Source organism: Pseudomonas sp. SA233 (genome assembly GCF_054792385.1).
Window position 1 is genome coordinate 5,088,317 of record NZ_CP096449.1, and the last position, 16,504, is coordinate 5,104,820.

A 16,504-nucleotide genomic window follows, 5' to 3' on the forward strand; every position below is an offset into this window, starting at 1 on the left:
ACGGCAGCGCTGTACCTGTGGGAGCGGGCGAGCCCGCGAAGGGGCGCGCAGCGGCCCCAAAAATGGCGGAATGAAATACATGGCACCCTGGCTGACAGTAGTAGGTATCGGCGAAGACGGCTTCAGCGGCCTGGGCAAGCAGGCCCGGCGCGCGCTGCTGGGCGCTGCGCGGATCTTCGGCAGCCCGCGCCAGCTGGCCTTGCTGCCACGCTGCGTGGCCGGCGAACGGCTGGGCTGGCCAAGCCCGTTCTCGCTGGCCCCGGTCCTGGCCCTGCGCGGCCAGCCGGTGTGCGTGCTGGCCAGCGGCGACCCGATGTTCTACGGCGTCGGTGCCAGCCTGGCGCGCCAACTGCCCGCCGCTGAAATACGCGTGCTGTCGATGCCCTCCTCCTGCGCCCTGGCCGCCGCCCGCCTGGGCTGGCCACTGCAGGACGTGCAGGTGGTATCGCTGGTCGCTCGGCCCCTGGCAGCGCTCAATGCCCATCTGCACAGCGGTGTGCGCCTGCTGGTGCTGAGCAACGACGGCGACAGCCCGGCAGCAATTGCCACGCAACTGCGCGAGCGGGGCTTCGGGCCAAGCCGCCTGCGAGTCTTCGAACACTTGGGTGGCGTGGACGAACGTGAGTTGGCCGGCACCGCCCAGGGCTGGCCGCACAGCGACGTCGCCGCGCTCAACCTGGTAGCCATCGAGTGCCTGGCCACGCCCGAGGCGCCGCGCCTGCACCGGCTGGCCGGGCTGCCGGACAGCGCCTTCCGGCATGACGGCCAGCTGACCAAGCGCGACGTCCGCGCCATTACCCTGGCCCGCCTGGCACCACAGCCCGGCGAACTGCTGTGGGACGTGGGCGCCGGCTGCGGCTCGATCGGCATCGAATGGATGCGCGCCCACCCGGCCTGCCGCGCCTTGGCCATCGAGGCCGACGAAGGCCGCCAGGGCTTCATCGAACACAACCGCGATGCGTTGGGTGTACCCGGCCTGCAACTGGTCCGCGGCAAGGCACCAGCGGCGCTGGAGGGCCTGGAGCAACCGGATGCTGTCTTCATCGGTGGCGGCGTCACCCGCGAAGGTGTGCTCGACCTGTGCTGGGCAAACCTGCGCCCCGGCGGCCGGCTGGTAGCCAATGCGGTGACCCTGCAAAGCGAACTGGCCCTGGCGCATTTCCGTGAACGCCACGGCGGCGAGCTGACCCGCATCCATGTCGCCCATGCCCAGCCATTGGGCGCGTTCGACACTTGGCGCCAGGCGCTGCCGATCACCTTGCTGGACGTGGTGAAACCCGCCGATGCGTGAAGAAACCCGCGAACAGCCCGCCCCCCTGCGCAGCGGCCTGACCACCGGCAGCTGCGCCACTGCCACCAGCCTGGCGGCAGCACGCTTGCTGCTCGGTGGCGAGAGCAACGACGCCGTCAGCATCACCCTGCCCAAGGGCAAGGTGGTGCAGATGCGCCTGGAGTTCTGCCGCCTAACCAGCCAAGGTGCCGAAGCGGGCACGCTCAAGGACGCCGGCGACGACCCGGACGTGACCCACGGCGCCCTGCTCTATAGCCAGGTTCGCCTGCTGGCCGAACCTGGCATCCGTTTTGTCGCCGGCACCGGCGTCGGCACCGTGACCCGCCCGGGGCTGGTGCTGGCGGTGGGTGAGCCGGCCATCAACCCGGTGCCACGGCGCATGATCAGCGAACACCTGCAACGCCTGGCGGACGAATGCAGCTATCCCGGCGGCTTCGAGGTGACGGTCAATGTGCAGGGCGGCGAGCAACTGGCCCTGAAGACCATGAACCCGCGCCTGGGCATTCTCGGCGGTCTGTCGATCCTCGGCACCAGCGGCATCGTGCGGCCGTTTTCCTGCGCGGCCTACATTGCCTCGATCCACCAAGGCATCGATGTCGCCCACACCAACGGCTACACGCATATCGCTGCATGCACCGGCAACGCCAGCGAAGACACCATGCGCCGCGTCTATGGCCTGCCGGAAATAGCCCTGATCGAAATGGGCGACTTCGTCGGTGCGGTGCTCAAGCACCTGCGCAAAGTACCGGTGCCACGCCTGACCCTGTGCGGCGGTTTCGGCAAGATCAGCAAGCTGGCTGCCGGGCACATGGACCTGCACAGCCGTCATTCCAGCATCGACCTGCCGCAACTGGCCGGCTGGGCGGCGGACATCGGCGCCGACGCTGCGCTGCAGGCATCGATCATTACTGCCAACACCAGCCAACAGGCCCTGGCACTGGCCCATGCAGCCGGCATTCCCTTGGGTGACGCGGTGTGCGCCCACGCCCTGGCCTTCGCCCGCAGCGTGGTGCCGGCGCAGGTGCAGGTGGAGGTGTTCGCCATCGATCGCCAGGGTGGCATCGTCGGCCGGGCGGGTGTGCAATGAACGGGCGCATCCTGCTGCTGGGCGGCGTCACCGAAGCCCTGGCCATCGCTCGCCGCCTGGGCCCACAGCATGTCTACAGCCTGGCGGGCATCGGCCGGGTGCCGCAGGACCTGCAATGCCAGGTTCGGGTCGGCGGCTTTGGCGGCACCGAGGGCCTGGCCGACTACCTGCTCGAGGCGGGTATCACGTTGCTGATCGACGCCACCCATCCCTATGCCGCACAGATCAGCCGCAATGCGGCCAACGCCGCACGCATGGCTGGTATCCCGTGCTGGGCCTTGCACCGCCCGGCCTGGCAGACACAAGCGGGGGACGACTGGCGCGAGGTCGAGGACTGGGCGGGGTTGATCGAGGCACTCAAGCCGTTTCGCAGGCCATTGTTCACGCTGGGGCGTGAGCCGCTGCAACATCTGGACGAGATACCGCTGGAGCAGTTCTGGACCTTGCGTGCGTTGGAAACGTGCCCTGGCAACGATCGCTGCGAAGTGATTGGCGCGCGCGGGCCGTTCCATATCGAGGATGAGCGGGCGTTGTTCCAGCGCCGCAAGATCGATGTGCTGATCAGCAAGAACAGCGGCAGCGTAGCGACCGAACCGAAGCTGGAGGTGGCGCGGGAGCTGGGGATACCTGTGCTGATCCTGAAGCGACCGGCTTTGCCGGATGTGGACCGGACATTCGATTCGCCAGCCGACCTGGCTGCAGCACTCGACCTGCGCGGATGACAAACTCCGCAAGCGCACCGCAGATTCCTGTGGGAGCGGGTTTACCCGCGAAGAAATCAACGCGGTGCATGGCACCGGCTTCGCCGGTGTTCGCGGGTGAACCCGCTCCCACAGGGGACGCGGCAACTTTCATGTATTTGCACAAGACAGTTGCTCCTACAGCCATTTCGGACTTTTCTTGCAAACCATGAAGTGGCCATGTGCCGCACTGCTACCTTAAACTCGGCACTCCCCCCCGGAAGGCGCTACCCATATGGAAATGCAATGGTGGATCTGGCTGGTCTTCGGCATCGCGCTGATCCTGCTCGAACTGGTCCTGCCGACGTTCTTCATCCTCTGGTTCGGCATCGGCGCCGTGCTGGTGTCGCTCATTTCACTGGCCGCCCCCAGCCTGCAACTGGACATGCAGGTGCTGCTGTGGGTGCTGATGTCGTCAGTCACCACGGCACTGTGGTTCAAGCTGTTCCGGCGCAAGCAACCAGACGTGCGCTGGACCGCCGAAAGCGTGATCGGTGAAATGGGGCTGCTGACTGCTGGTGTATCGGAGTTCCAGAAAGGCCGTGTGCGCTTCCAGAAGCCTATCCTCGGCAACGAGGAATGGACCTGCATCGCCGACAGCGAGATCGCGGCCGGCGAGCGGGTACGCCTGACCGCCATCGAAGGGAACATCGCCCGGGTCATCCGGGCCTGAGTCCGCACTAAAAGGAATTTCGCACCATGACCAGCCTCATCGTCGTCGCCGCCATTGCCCTGTTCGTCCTGATCACCGTGTTCAAGGGGGTACGCATCGTGCCCCAGGGCGAGGAATGGATCGTCGAGCGCCTGGGCCGCTACCACAGCACGCTCAAGCCCGGCCTGAACATCGTCATCCCGTACATGGATGTGGTCGCCTACCGCCTGCCGACCAAGGACATCATCCTCGATGTACAGCAGCAGGAAATCATCACCAGGGACAACGCGGTGATCGTGGCCAACGCCCTGTGCTTCGCCAAGGTGGTCGACCCGCAGAAAGCCTCCTACGGTGTGCAGGACTTCTCGTTCGCCGTCACCAGCCTGACCATGACCTCGCTGCGCGCCATCGTCGGCGCCATGGACCTTGACGAAGCGCTGTCCAGCCGCGAGCAGATCAAGGCGCGCCTGCGCGAGGCGATGTCCGAGCAGACCGAAGACTGGGGCGTGACCGTACGCTCGGTGGAAATCCAGGACATCAAACCCTCGGAGAACATGCAACTGGCCATGGAGCGCCAAGCTGCAGCAGAGCGTGAACGAAAGGCCGATGTGACCCGTGCCGAAGGGGCCAAGCAGGCGGCGATCCTGGAAGCAGAAGCACGCTTGCAGGCTGCCAGGCTGGATGCCGAAGCGCAGATCAGCCTGGCCGAGGCCTCGGCACGGGCGATTTCGCTGGTCAAGGACGCGGTCGGCAACGAGACCGTGCCGGCGATGTACCTGTTGGGCGAGCGCTATGTGGGGGCCATGGAGAACCTGGCGGGCAGCAGCAATGCCAAGGTGGTGGTGCTGCCGGCGGACCTGCAGGAGACCGTGCGAGGGTTGATGGGCCGCAACAAGGCTTGAGGGTACTTTGATCTTCATCGCCGGCAAGCCAGCTCCCACAGGTTTACCACAGGTCCTGAAATCTGTGCGGTCCCCGTGGGAGCTGGCTTGCCGGCGATTGGGCTGCAAAGCTGCCCCTCGAAGGGCCCGGCCTGCGTCACTTCACCGCACCCCGCCATTTTTACCTATACTCCGCCTTACAATACCCACCACGATTCCTGACCGGATCTCTCCATGCCCCCACGTCGGCACATCGCCTGGATAGCCTGCCTTGCAGTGCTGTTCAACCTGCTGGCCATGCCGCTGTCTTCCGCCGCGCCCAAGGGCCCGGCCGAGCAGCTGCTGTGGGGGGCCTTCTGTTCCAGCATGGCCAACAAGGCCAAGGTCGACGTCCAGGCCCTGGCCAAGATCGACCTCGGCCCGCAAAGCGACGACAGCGCCAGCATGATGAATTGCTGGTGCTGCTCCGGTGCCGCGCCACTGCTGGCCTTGCCCGGCTACCCGCCGCAGCTGCACAACCCGCCGATACTGCTGGCCGGCCTGCTGCCGCCACCCGCCGACTACCACGCCACGCCGCGCCAACTCTGGCCGGCGCTCAACCCCCGTGCCTCTCCGCTGGCCTGAGTTCATCACGCTGTCTGCCTGAACCTGAACAGAAACGGAGATTCACCATGCTCAAGCACGCCCTCGTCATGGCCGCCCTGTTGCTGCCCGGCGCCTTTGCCAATGCCCATGAATACAGCGTGGGTGACCTGCACATCGCCCACCCCTGGTCACTGCAGCTGCCCCCCAACGCCCCCAACGTCGCGGCGTATTTCGTGGTGCACAACAATGGCCAGGCCGACGACCGCCTGCTCGGTGTCGACAGCCCCATCAGCGATGACGCACAACTGCACGAGCATGCCATGAGCGCCAGCGGTGCCATGAAGATGCAGCAGGTACCCAGCGTGGTGGTGCCCGCCGGCAAGGACCTGACCTTCGCCCCCAGCGCCTACCATGTGATGCTGATGCAGCCCAAGGACCGCAGCCTGCTCAGCGACGGCAAGCGCTTCCCGTTGACCCTGCACTTCGAAAAGGCCGGCGATATCACCGTCGATGTGGCCGTGCAGAAGCAGGCGCCGACGGACCAGCCGCAAGCCCACGAACACGCGCACTGATCACCCGCTGAAAGGCACTCGTCATGAGCCTGCCGCGCAACAGCATCAGCCGTACCACCCGCCCTGACCGCAGGCGCGCCGGTGGCGGATGGCTGAGCCTGTTCGCCATGTGGATGATCTTCATCGGCCCGCTGATTTCCCAGTCGATGCCGATGGACCACCACGCCGGCATGAGCATGCCGATGGACATGCCGATGGCCACCGCCCATCAGCATGGCGGCGACGCCCATCACGGCCAGACTGGCGATGGCCAGCTGCATGTGATGTGGGAAAAGTGCGGTTACTGCAGCCTGTTGTTCAACTGCCCGGCCCTGCCCCAGGCCCTCAGCCCGCTCAGTGCCAGCAGCGTCGTACCCACCACCCACCTGTTCGCACCCACGCGCCAGGGCCATGCCCGGCAGGCTGTATTCCCCGGCGCGCGCAGCCGCGCCCCACCTTCCTCGATCAACGTCTGAACCCACATTTTTTGCGCACGGAGCCAGGAGGCTTCGCGCTGACCCATGACTGATCGACTGGAATCATTATGTCCGGCTGCACCCCTGTTTTTGCCTTGTCCCTGCGTGGGACCATCGCCGCCGTGTGCGGCTCGCTGCTCGCGCCCGTGGCCCTGGCCACCGACCCAGGCCATGAAGGCCATGCACACGACGCCCCCGAGCTGAGCCCGACGGTGATCACCGCCGTGGCCCCGAGCTCGCCGCTGACCGTGGTCACCAACCCGAAAGACCCGCGCCAGCCGGTGCCGGCCAGCGATGGCGCCGACTACCTGAAGACCATCCCCGGCTTCTCGGCCATCCGCGCCGGCGGCACCAACGGCGACCCTGTACTGCGCGGCATGTTCGGCTCGCGCCTGAACATCCTCACCAATGGCGGCCTGATGCTGGGCGCCTGCCCCAACCGCATGGATGCCCCCACGTCGTATATTTCGCCGGAAACCTACGACCGCCTGACCGTGATCAAAGGCCCGCAAAGCGTGATCTGGGGCCCGGGCGGCTCGGCGGGCACCATCCTCTTCGAGCGCGAGCCGGAGAAGTTCGGCACCCTCGGCAGCCGGGTCAACGCCAGCCTGCTGGCCGGTTCCAACGGCCGATTCGACAAGGTGCTGGACGCCGCCGCCGGCAACAACCTGGGCTACGCCCGTTTCGTCGGCAACCAGTCGCGCTCGGACGACTACCATGACGGCAGCGACAACACCGTGCCGTCACGCTGGGACAAATGGAACGGCGATGTCGCCCTCGGCTGGACGCCCGACCAGGACACCTTGCTGGAACTCACCGCCGGCAAGGGCGATGGCGAGGCCCGCTATGCCGGGCGCGGCATGGACGGCTCGCAGTTCAAGCGCGAAAGCCTGGGCCTGCGGTTTGAAAAGTCCAACCTCGGCGAGGTGCTCGACAAGGTCGAGGCGCAGGTCTACTACAACTACGCCGACCACGTGATGGACAACTACAGCCTGCGCACGCCTTCGGGCAGCGGCATGATGGGCATGCCGATGGTCAGCAACGTCGACCGCCGCACCATGGGCGCGCGCATCAAGGCCACCTGGCGCTGGGCCGATGTGCAACTGATCGGCGGCATCGACGCGCAGACCAACGAACATCGCAAACGCGGCGGCATGGGTGTGGACGCGCACAAGGGCCAGGCCTGGACCAAGGACGCCGACTTCCACAACTACGGTGCCTTCGGCGAGCTGACCTGGTACGTCAGCGGTGAGGACCGCATGATTACCGGTGCCCGCCTGGACCGCGCCTCGGCCCGCGACTTCCGCGCAACCAGCGCCACCAACGGCGACACCCGCGCCGATACCCTGCCCAGCGGTTTCGTCCGCTACGAGCACGACCTGGCAGCCATCCCGGCCACCACGTACATCGGCCTTGGTCATGCCCAGCGTTTCCCCGACTACTGGGAGCTGTTCTCGCCCAAGCTGGCACCACCCGGTGCGGCCAATGCTTTCGACGGTATCAAACCAGAGAAGACCACCCAGCTCGACTTCGGTGTCCAGTACCGCGACGAGCGCATGGAAGCCTGGGCGTCTGGCTACATCGGGCAGATCCGTGACTACATCCTGTTCGACTACCAGGGAATGAGCTCCCAGGCTCGCAACATCGACGCCCGCATCATGGGCGGCGAACTGGGCGCGGCCTACCAGCTGACGGAAAACTGGAAGGCCGACGCCACGCTGGCCTACGCCTGGGGCAAGAACAGCAGTGACGGCACAGCACTGCCGCAAATGCCGCCTCTGGAAAGCCGCCTGGGCCTGACCTACAGCCGCGATGCATGGAGCGTCGGCGCACTGTGGCGGCTGGTGGCGGCGCAGAACCGCATCGCCGAGAACCAGGGCAACGTGGTCGGCAAGGACTACGACAACAGCGCGGGCTTCGGCGTGTTCTCGCTCAATGGCGCCTACAAGGTAAGCAACCACCTCAAGCTCAGCGCAGGGGTCGACAACCTGTTCGACAAAACCTACGCCGAGCACTTGAACCTGGCCGGGAACGCCGGGTTCGGCTACCCGGCTAGCGATCCACAGCCGGTCAACGAGCCAGGCAGGACCTTCTGGACCAAGGTCGACTTCAGCTTCTGACAACAACAACGGGCGCGGCGCAGGTCGCGCCCATCTGCTGGTCAAACAGGAGGTTCCCATGAGAGGAACACGCATCAACTTCTACAACCTGGCCTGGCGTTGGCACTTCTATGCGGGGCTGTTCGTGGCCCCGTTCATGATCCTGCTGGCAATCACCGGGATCATCTACCTGTTCAAGCCGCAGCTCGACCCGCTGCTGTACCGCGAGCTGATGGTGGTCGAAGCCGGCCACCACCGACAGGGCGCGGACACGATTCTGGCCGAAGTGCGCAAGGCCTACCCCGAGGGCCACGTTGGCCAGTACCTGCCGCCGCTGGACGCCGAGCGAAGCGCGCAATTCGTGGTACATGACGCCGGGCGCGAACTGAACGTTTTCGTCGACCCCTACAGCGGCAAAGTCCTTGGCGTACAGGATGGCAAGCAGAACCTGCAGGCCATCGCCCGCGCCCTGCATGGCGAACTGATGGTCGGCACGATCGGTGACCGCCTGGTAGAACTGGCCGCGGGCTGGGGCATCGTGCTGGTGGTGTCGGGCCTGTACTTGTGGTGGCCACGCGGGCGCAATGGCGCTGGCGTGCTGTGGCCACGGCTCTCGGCACGCGGCCGAATGTTCTGGCGCGACCTGCATGCGGTGACCGGTTTCTGGGGCTCGGCCTTGTTGTTGCTGATGCTGCTCAGCGGCATGACCTGGACCGGCCTGTGGGGCAAGCAGTACGCCGACTTGTGGAACCGCTTTCCGGCGGCCATGTGGAACGACGTGCCCAAATCGGACCAGCAGGCGGGTGAACTCAACAGCGCACACCGCCAGACCGTGCCGTGGGCGATGGAAAACACGCCGATGCCACAGTCCGGTGCACACGCCGAACATGCCGGGCATCACATGACGTCGAGCGCGCCCGCAGCGCCACAGGTAAGCCTGCAGCAAGTCGAAGACATCGCAACCGCGCGCCAGGTCGAGCCGGGTTACAGCATTACCGCGCCGACCACGGCCGATGGCGTGTTCACCATTGCGGTGTTCGCCGACGACCCACGCAACGACGCCACCCTGCATGTCGACCAGTACACCGGCAAGGTGCTGGCCGATGTGCGCTGGCAGGACTACAGCCCGGTGGCGCGCGCTACCGAACTGGGCGTGATGCTGCATGAAGGCAAGATGTTCGGGGCGCTCAACCAGATCATCATCCTGCTGGTGTGCCTGATGATCCTGCTGGGCTCGGTGAGCGGGCTGGTGATGTGGTGGAAGCGCAGGCCGGCCGGCGGGCTGGGCGTGCCGCCGCTGCGCCATGACCTGCCGCGCTGGAAGGCGGCGGTGGGGGTGATGCTGGTGCTGGGGTTGATGTTCCCGCTGGTGGGGGTGTCGATGGTGGTGATGTGGCTGGTGGATAGCCTGGTGGTCAGGCGCGGCCGGGTGCTGGCCAGCGCTTGAGCCTTGCTTTGTCTGTGCCGGCCCTTTCGCGGGTAAAGCCGCTCCCACAGGTTCTGCGCCAGGCCTGAGGGCAGCGCGGTCCCTGTAGGAGCGGGTTCACCCGCGAAGAGGCCGGCACAGGCATGAGACTGCTACCCAAAAGTCGAGTCGATCTGTCGCGCCCCGAACTGGAACGCGCGTGTTAGCCTAGCCGGCTACCTCTGACAAGACGACCGACCGTCCAACGGAATGCAGCCTATGACGCAAACCTCACCCACAGCGCCAGATGAACAGCATCTGCAGCGCAACCTGACCAACCGCCACATCCAGCTGATCGCCATTGGCGGCGCAATCGGTACCGGCCTGTTCATGGGCTCGGGCAAGACCATCAGCCTGGCCGGGCCGTCGATCATCTTCGTCTACATGATCATCGGCTTCATGCTGTTCTTCGTCATGCGCGCCATGGGCGAACTGCTGCTGTCGAACCTCAACTACAAGTCGTTCATCGATTTTTCCGCCGACCTGCTCGGCCCCTGGGCAGGCTACTTCACCGGCTGGACCTACTGGTTCTGCTGGGTGGTCACCGGCATCGCCGACGTGGTCGCGATCGCGGCCTATACGCAGTTCTGGTTCCCCGAACTGCCGCAGTGGATACCGGCGCTGACCTGCGTAGGGCTGCTGCTGTCGCTGAATCTGGTGACGGTGAAGATGTTCGGTGAAATGGAGTTCTGGTTCGCCCTGATCAAGATCGTCGCCATCATCGGCCTGGTCGCCACCGGCCTGTACATGGTCATCACCGGCTTCACCTCGCCCAGCGGGCGCACCGCGCAACTGGCCAACCTGTGGAATGACGGCGGCATGTTCCCCAATGGCCTGATGGGCTTCTTCGCCGGCTTCCAGATCGCCGTGTTCGCTTTCGTCGGCATCGAGTTGGTGGGTACAACCGCCGCCGAAGCGAAGAACCCGGAACGCACCCTGCCACGGGCGATCAACTCGATCCCGGTACGCATCATCGTGTTCTATGTGCTGGCGCTGATCGCGATCATGGCCGTGACCCCATGGCGCGACGTGGTGCCGGGCAAGAGCCCTTTCGTGGAGTTGTTCGTGCTAGCCGGCTTGCCAGCGGCGGCGAGCATCATCAACTTCGTGGTGCTGACCTCGGCGGCTTCGTCGGCCAACAGCGGCGTGTTCTCCACCAGCCGCATGCTCTACGGCCTGAGCCAGGAGGGTGACGCACCCAAGGCATTCGAGAAACTGTCGAGCCGCTCGGTACCTGCCAACGGCCTGTATTTCTCCTGCACCTGCCTGCTGCTGGGTGCAGTGCTGATCTATTTGGTGCCGAACGTGGTCGAGGCATTCACCTTGGTCACCACCGTTTCGGCGGTGCTGTTCATGTTCGTCTGGACGCTGATCCTGCTGTCGTACCTGCAGTACCGCAAAAACCGCGCGGCACTGCACCAGGCGTCGAAGTACAAGATGCCGGGCGGGCGCTTCATGTGCTACGTATGCCTGGTGTTCTTTGCTTTCATCCTGGTGTTGCTGAGCCTGGAGGACGATACCCGCGCGGCGTTGCTGGTGACGCCGATCTGGTTCGTGCTGCTGGCGGTGACCTATCAGGGGGTGCGTAGCAAGCGCCATCCGCGCACGGCAGTGCGTAACGGCTGATGACCCTGGGGGCTGCTCTGCAGCCCCAATCCTGTGCACACAAATCCATCAGGCACCAACCTGGATCCAACCAACGCCCCAACACCTCGCACAACCCCTCTATTGCGCACCTTCCGCCGTTAGGCACACCCCTTGCAACACCCCTCCCCGCTTGCCCAACACATAAAAACTCAGCGGAGAGAGCACATGAAGCGACGCAGTCTGATCAAGGCCTTCACCCTTAGCGCATCGATTGCCGCAATGGGCCTGAGCTGGAGCATCCAGGCCGCCGAAACCATCAAGGTCGGCATCCTGCATTCGCTGTCGGGGACCATGGCCATTTCCGAGACTTCGCTCAAGGACATGGCCTTGATGACCATCGACGAGATCAACGCCAAGGGCGGCGTGAACGGCAAGATGCTCGAACCGGTGGTGGTCGACCCGGCCTCCAACTGGCCGCTGTTTGCTGAAAAAAGCCGCCAGCTGCTGACCCAGGACAAGGTGGCAGTGGTGTTCGGCTGCTGGACCTCGGTGTCGCGCAAATCGGTGCTGCCAGTGTTCGAAGAGCTCAACGGCCTGCTGTTCTACCCGGTGCAGTACGAGGGTGAAGAGATGTCGCCGAACGTGTTCTACACCGGCGCCGCGCCCAACCAGCAGGCCATCCCGGCCGTTGAGTACCTGATGAGCGAGGACGGCGGCAGCGCCAAGCGCTTCTTCCTGCTGGGCACCGACTACGTCTACCCGCGCACCACCAACAAGATCCTGCGTGCCTTCCTGCACAGCAAGGGCGTGGCCGACAAGGACATCGAAGAGGTGTACACGCCGTTCGGCCACAGCGATTACCAGACCATCGTCGCCAACATCAAGAAGTTCTCCGCCGGAGGCAAGACCGCCGTCATCTCCACGGTCAACGGCGACTCCAACGTGCCGTTCTACAAGGAGCTGGCCAACCAGGGCCTGAAGGCCACCGACGTGCCGGTGGTGGCGTTCTCGGTGGGCGAAGAAGAACTGCGCGGCATCGACACCAAGCCGCTGGTGGGCCATCTGGCGGCGTGGAACTACTTCGAGTCTGTGGATAACCCGGTCAACCAGAAGTTCGTCGCCGACTGGAAGGCCTACGCCAAGGCCAAGGGCCTGCCAGGCGCCGACAAGGCGGTGACCAACGACCCGATGGAGGCCACCTACGTGGGCATCCACATGTGGGCGCAGGCGGTGGAGAAAGCCAAGTCCACCGATGTCGACAAGGTGCGCGAGGCACTGGCCGGGCAAAGTTTCGAGGCGCCGTCCGGCTTCACCCTGACCATGGACAAGACCAACCACCACCTGCACAAGCCGGTGATGATCGGCGAGATCCAGGATGACGGGCAGTTCAGCGTGGTGTGGGAGACCGAGCAACCGCTGCGGGCGCAGCCATGGAGCCCGTTCATTCCCGGCAACGACAAGCGCCCTGATTACGCCGTGAAAGGTAACTGAGAGCCGTTAGGGCCGCCTTGCGGCCCATTCGCGGGTGAACCCGCTCCCACAGGTTCGATGCAAGGTTCGAAACCTGTGCGGTCCCTGTGGGAGCGGGTTTACCCGCGAAGAATCCACCGCTGTATTCCAGGATTGCTCGCATGCTTAGACTCCTGCTAACTCTTCTCCTGCTGATGCCCTTGGCAACCCAGGCCAGCGAGGGCGAATTCTTCCTCGCTGCCAAGCCCGCCGAGCAAGCCCGCCTGCTCGAAGGCTGGGCCGCACAGCCCGATACCGCGCGCCTGGCGCTGCTGGACAACCTGCGCCAGGGCCGCATCGCCGCCGACGACACGCGCAAGGTACGCATGAACAACCGCCTGCGTGGCCTGATCGACAATGCCTTGGCTAGCCACCAGTTGCTCAGCGACAACAGCGACATCCGCCTGGCCGCTGCCCAACAACTACAGAAAAGCGCGCAACCGGCGCAAATGGCTTTCCTCGACCGGCGCTTCGCCAGCGAACCGGATGCCGCCGTGCACGCCGCCCTCGGCCTTGCCCTGGCCAACCTGCAACTGGGCGCCAGTGAGCCGGCAGTACGCCTGGCCGCCGTTCGCCTGCTCGGCGAAACCGGTGACCCGCTGGCCCGCACCCGCCTCGAAGCCTTGCTGCAACCCAACGCGGAAACCGACCCGGGCGTGCGCACCGCCGCCGAAACCAGCCTGGCCCAGGTGCAGCGCAAGCTGCTGGCCGGCGAACTGCTCGGCCAGGCCTTCAGCGGCCTGTCGCTGGGCTCGATCCTGCTGCTGGCAGCCCTTGGCCTGGCCATCACCTTCGGCCTGCTCGGGGTGATCAACATGGCCCACGGCGAAATGCTGATGCTCGGCGCCTATAGCACCTACATGGTCCAGGTACTGCTGCAGCGCTACGCCCCCGGCGCCATCGAGTTCTACCCACTGATCGCCCTGCCGGTGGCCTTCACCGTCAGTGCCGGCGTCGGCATGGCGTTGGAGCGCACGGTAATCCGCCACCTGTATGGCCGCCCTCTGGAAACCCTGCTGGCGACCTGGGGCATCAGCCTGATCCTGATCCAGGCCATCCGCCTGCTGTTCGGCGCGCAGAACGTAGAAGTCAGCAACCCGGCCTGGCTGTCGGGGGGCATCCAGCTGCTGCCCAATCTGGTACTGCCATACAACCGCCTGGTGATCATCGGCTTCGCCCTGGCCGTGGTACTGCTCACCTGGCTGCTGCTCAACCGCACGCGGCTGGGCCTGAACGTGCGCGCGGTCACCCAGAACCGCAACATGGCCGCCTGCTGCGGCGTGTCCACCGGGCGCGTCGACATGCTCGCCTTCGGCCTCGGCTCGGGCATCGCCGGGCTTGGTGGCGTTGCCCTGAGCCAGGTCGGCAACGTCGGCCCGGACCTGGGCCAGAGCTACATCATCGACTCGTTCCTGGTGGTGGTGCTCGGCGGCGTCGGCCAATTGGCCGGCAGCCTGTGGGCAGCCTTCGGCCTTGGCATCGCCAACAAGCTGCTGGAGCCGCAGATCGGCGCCGTGCTCGGCAAGATCCTCATCCTTGCGTTGATCATTCTGTTCATCCAGAAGCGCCCGCAAGGCCTGTTCGCCCTCAAGGGACGGGTAATCGACTGATGAACCAGCCACTGCTTGTCACCGCTACGCAAAAGGCCGGGCCACGCCTGACCCTGGCCATCGGCGCCGTCGTCGTCCTGTTGCTGGTTGCCCTGCCGCTGCTGTCGCTGCTGCCGGCGGACCATGCCCTGCAAGTGTCGGCCTACACCCTGACCCTGGTCGGCAAGATCCTCTGCTACGCCATCGTCGCGCTGGCCCTGGACCTAGTCTGGGGCTACGCCGGGCTGCTGTCGCTGGGCCACGGGCTGTTCTTCGCCCTCGGTGGCTACGCCATGGGCATGTACCTGATGCGCCAGGCCGCGGGTGACGGCCTGCCAGGGTTCATGACCTTCCTGTCGTGGAGCGAGCTGCCGTGGTACTGGGCTGGCACCCAGCATTTCGCCTGGGCCCTGTGCCTGGTGGTGCTGGCGCCCGGGCTGCTGGCGCTGGTGTTCGGCTGGTTCGCCTTCCGCTCGCGGATCAAGGGCGTGTACTTCTCGATCATGACCCAGGCGCTGACCTTCGCCGGCATGTTGCTGTTCTTCCGCAACGAAACCGGCTTTGGCGGCAACAACGGCTTTACCAGCTTCCGCACCATCCTTGGCTTCGACATCGCCGCCCAAGGCACCCGCGCGGTGCTGTTCCTGCTCACCGTCGGCCTGCTGCTGGCCAGCCTGTACCTGTGCTGGCGCCTCACCCGCAGCAAGTTCGGCCGTTTGCTCACCGCCGTGCGCGACGCCGAGAACCGCCTGATGTTCTGTGGCTACGACCCACGCGGTTTCAAGCTGCTGGTGTGGGTGTTAAGCGCCGTACTGTGCGGCCTGGCCGGTGCGCTGTACGTACCGCAGGTGGGCATCATCAACCCCAGCGAGATGTCGCCGACCAACTCCATCGAAGCCGCCGTGTGGGTGGCCCTGGGGGGGCGCGGCACCTTGATCGGCCCGCTGCTCGGCGCCGGCCTGGTCAATGGCATGAAAAGCTGGTTCACCGTGGCCTTCCCGGAGTTCTGGCTGTTCTTCCTCGGCGCGTTGTTCATCCTCGTCACTCTGTACCTGCCCAAGGGCGTGGTCGGCCTGTTGAAGAAAAGGAGCCAGCCATGAGAGGCGTGCCCCCGGTACACCCGGAATTCATGCTCGAACCGGTGTTCGACAACCTCGGCGCCAGCCGCGACGCCATCGGCGTGGGCCAAAGCCGCAAGACCGGCCTCGACACCCGCCACGGTACGGTGCTGAGCCTGGAAGACATCAGCGTCAGCTTCGATGGCTTCAAGGCACTGAACGCGCTGAACCTGTACATCGGCGTGGGCGAGCTGCGTTGCATCATCGGCCCCAACGGTGCCGGCAAGACCACGATGATGGATGTGATCACTGGCAAGACCAGGCCCGACACCGGTACGGCCTATTTTGGCGACACCCTCGACCTGACCCGCATGAGCGAATACCAGATCGCCCAGGCCGGCATAGGCCGCAAGTTCCAGAAGCCCACGGTGTTCGAGGCGCTGACGGTGTTCGAAAACCTGGAGCTGGCGCTGAAGACCGACAAGTCGGTATGGGCCAGCCTGGCAGCGCGCCTGGGTGGGGAGCAGCGCCAGCGCATCGAGGAGGTGTTGGGCACCTTGCGCCTGCTGCCGCTGGCCCAGCGCCAGGCGGGCTTGCTGTCGCATGGGCAGAAGCAGTTCCTGGAGATCGGCATGCTGCTGGTGCAGGAGCCGCAACTGCTGTTGTTGGACGAGCCGGTAGCGGGCATGACCGATGCCGAGACCGAGTTCACCGCCGAGCTGTTCAAGGGGCTGGCTGGCAAGCATTCGCTGATGGTGGTGGAGCACGACATGGGGTTTGTCGGCAGCATTGCCGACCATGTGACCGTGCTGCACCAGGGCAGCGTGCTGGCGGAAGGGTCGCTGGAGCAGGTGCAGGCGGATGAGCGGGTGGTCGAGGTGTATCTGGGCCGCTAGACATTGAAACCTGTGCCGGCCTCTTCGCGGGTAAACCC

15 protein-coding genes are annotated in these 16,504 nt (G+C 65.3%); all 15 read left to right on the forward strand.

All coding sequences use genetic code 11. From position 1 onward, the window contains the following. Positions 1–79 precede the first annotated feature (79 nt). The 15 genes from cbiE to urtD all read left to right on the forward strand — a co-directional run bounded on the left by cbiE (position 80) and on the right by urtD (position 16,466). A complete protein-coding gene (gene cbiE, locus M1D87_RS23350; protein ID WP_232880739.1) occupies positions 80–1,291 on the forward strand; it encodes a precorrin-6y C5,15-methyltransferase (decarboxylating) subunit CbiE in 1,212 nt (403 codons plus the stop codon). Further along, the gene (locus tag M1D87_RS23355) at positions 1,284–2,378 is read left to right on the forward strand and encodes a cobalt-precorrin-5B (C(1))-methyltransferase (RefSeq protein ID WP_013974382.1); all 1,095 of its coding nucleotides are present in this window, start codon (positions 1,284–1,286) and stop codon (positions 2,376–2,378) included. Before cbiE ends, M1D87_RS23355 begins: the two co-directional genes overlap by 8 nt. Next, positions 2,375–3,100 (forward strand): cobalt-precorrin-6A reductase, encoded by a 726-nt coding sequence (locus tag M1D87_RS23360; protein WP_123084733.1) that lies wholly within the window; start codon positions 2,375–2,377, stop codon positions 3,098–3,100. The genes M1D87_RS23355 and M1D87_RS23360 overlap by 4 nt, the downstream gene beginning before the upstream one ends. A gap of 253 nt (positions 3,101–3,353) precedes the next feature. Next, positions 3,354–3,791, forward strand: a complete 438-nt coding sequence (locus M1D87_RS23365) for an NfeD family protein (protein WP_085720934.1) — start codon at positions 3,354–3,356, stop codon at positions 3,789–3,791. Between the two features lie 26 nt (positions 3,792–3,817). Next, on the forward strand, positions 3,818–4,672 hold the full coding sequence (locus M1D87_RS23370) for an SPFH domain-containing protein (RefSeq protein WP_085720933.1): 855 nt from the start codon (positions 3,818–3,820) through the stop codon (positions 4,670–4,672). Positions 4,673–4,885: 213 nt separating this feature from the next. Continuing rightward, positions 4,886–5,275, forward strand: a complete 390-nt coding sequence (locus M1D87_RS23375) for a DUF2946 domain-containing protein (RefSeq protein ID WP_024087799.1) — start codon at positions 4,886–4,888, stop codon at positions 5,273–5,275. A 47-nt stretch (positions 5,276–5,322) separates the two neighbouring features. Next, positions 5,323–5,808 carry a copper chaperone PCu(A)C gene (locus M1D87_RS23380; RefSeq protein ID WP_003257539.1) on the forward strand — a complete coding sequence of 162 codons (486 nt, stop codon included), beginning with the start codon at positions 5,323–5,325 and terminating at the stop codon, positions 5,806–5,808. 23 nt (positions 5,809–5,831) lie between these two features. Then, positions 5,832–6,263: a DUF2946 domain-containing protein gene (locus M1D87_RS23385; protein WP_061550627.1), complete on the forward strand. Its 432-nt coding sequence runs from the start codon at positions 5,832–5,834 to the stop codon at positions 6,261–6,263. A gap of 68 nt (positions 6,264–6,331) precedes the next feature. Further along, positions 6,332–8,383 (forward strand): TonB-dependent copper receptor, encoded by a 2,052-nt coding sequence (locus M1D87_RS23390; protein ID WP_123084734.1) that lies wholly within the window; start codon positions 6,332–6,334, stop codon positions 8,381–8,383. Positions 8,384–8,441: 58 nt separating this feature from the next. Next, a complete protein-coding gene (locus M1D87_RS23395) occupies positions 8,442–9,809 on the forward strand; it encodes a PepSY-associated TM helix domain-containing protein (RefSeq protein WP_123084735.1) in 1,368 nt (455 codons plus the stop codon). Positions 9,810–10,046: 237 nt separating this feature from the next. After that, positions 10,047–11,453 (forward strand): D-serine/D-alanine/glycine transporter, encoded by a 1,407-nt coding sequence (gene cycA, locus M1D87_RS23400; RefSeq protein ID WP_123084736.1) that lies wholly within the window; start codon positions 10,047–10,049, stop codon positions 11,451–11,453. Positions 11,454–11,639: 186 nt separating this feature from the next. Further along, entirely contained in the window at positions 11,640–12,905 is a 1,266-nt protein-coding gene (gene urtA, locus M1D87_RS23405; RefSeq protein WP_123084737.1) for an urea ABC transporter substrate-binding protein, read from the forward strand. 140 nt (positions 12,906–13,045) lie between these two features. Next, positions 13,046–14,533 (forward strand): urea ABC transporter permease subunit UrtB, encoded by a 1,488-nt coding sequence (urtB, locus tag M1D87_RS23410; protein WP_123084738.1) that lies wholly within the window; start codon positions 13,046–13,048, stop codon positions 14,531–14,533. Next, a complete protein-coding gene (urtC, locus tag M1D87_RS23415; RefSeq protein WP_025340800.1) occupies positions 14,533–15,612 on the forward strand; it encodes an urea ABC transporter permease subunit UrtC in 1,080 nt (359 codons plus the stop codon). Before urtB ends, urtC begins: the two co-directional genes overlap by 1 nt. Beyond that, positions 15,609–16,466 carry an urea ABC transporter ATP-binding protein UrtD gene (urtD, locus tag M1D87_RS23420; RefSeq protein WP_421091549.1) on the forward strand — a complete coding sequence of 286 codons (858 nt, stop codon included), beginning with the start codon at positions 15,609–15,611 and terminating at the stop codon, positions 16,464–16,466. Before urtC ends, urtD begins: the two co-directional genes overlap by 4 nt. Positions 16,467–16,504 lie beyond the last annotated feature (38 nt).

What these genes read in the sequence shown, in the direction of transcription:
- cbiE (WP_232880739.1), top strand. Translation starts at nt 80, where the DNA reads ATGGCACCCTGGCTGACAGTAGTAGGTATCGGCGAAGACGGCTTCAGC.
- M1D87_RS23355 (WP_013974382.1), top strand. Translation starts at nt 1,284, where the DNA reads ATGCGTGAAGAAACCCGCGAACAGCCCGCCCCCCTGCGCAGCGGCCTG.
- M1D87_RS23360 (WP_123084733.1), top strand. Translation starts at nt 2,375, where the DNA reads ATGAACGGGCGCATCCTGCTGCTGGGCGGCGTCACCGAAGCCCTGGCC.
- M1D87_RS23365 (WP_085720934.1), top strand. Translation starts at nt 3,354, where the DNA reads ATGGAAATGCAATGGTGGATCTGGCTGGTCTTCGGCATCGCGCTGATC.
- M1D87_RS23370 (WP_085720933.1), top strand. Translation starts at nt 3,818, where the DNA reads ATGACCAGCCTCATCGTCGTCGCCGCCATTGCCCTGTTCGTCCTGATC.
- M1D87_RS23375 (WP_024087799.1), top strand. Translation starts at nt 4,886, where the DNA reads ATGCCCCCACGTCGGCACATCGCCTGGATAGCCTGCCTTGCAGTGCTG.
- M1D87_RS23380 (WP_003257539.1), top strand. Translation starts at nt 5,323, where the DNA reads ATGCTCAAGCACGCCCTCGTCATGGCCGCCCTGTTGCTGCCCGGCGCC.
- M1D87_RS23385 (WP_061550627.1), top strand. Translation starts at nt 5,832, where the DNA reads ATGAGCCTGCCGCGCAACAGCATCAGCCGTACCACCCGCCCTGACCGC.
- M1D87_RS23390 (WP_123084734.1), top strand. Translation starts at nt 6,332, where the DNA reads ATGTCCGGCTGCACCCCTGTTTTTGCCTTGTCCCTGCGTGGGACCATC.
- M1D87_RS23395 (WP_123084735.1), top strand. Translation starts at nt 8,442, where the DNA reads ATGAGAGGAACACGCATCAACTTCTACAACCTGGCCTGGCGTTGGCAC.
- cycA (WP_123084736.1), top strand. Translation starts at nt 10,047, where the DNA reads ATGACGCAAACCTCACCCACAGCGCCAGATGAACAGCATCTGCAGCGC.
- urtA (WP_123084737.1), top strand. Translation starts at nt 11,640, where the DNA reads ATGAAGCGACGCAGTCTGATCAAGGCCTTCACCCTTAGCGCATCGATT.
- urtB (WP_123084738.1), top strand. Translation starts at nt 13,046, where the DNA reads ATGCTTAGACTCCTGCTAACTCTTCTCCTGCTGATGCCCTTGGCAACC.
- urtC (WP_025340800.1), top strand. Translation starts at nt 14,533, where the DNA reads ATGAACCAGCCACTGCTTGTCACCGCTACGCAAAAGGCCGGGCCACGC.
- urtD (WP_421091549.1), top strand. Translation starts at nt 15,609, where the DNA reads ATGAGAGGCGTGCCCCCGGTACACCCGGAATTCATGCTCGAACCGGTG.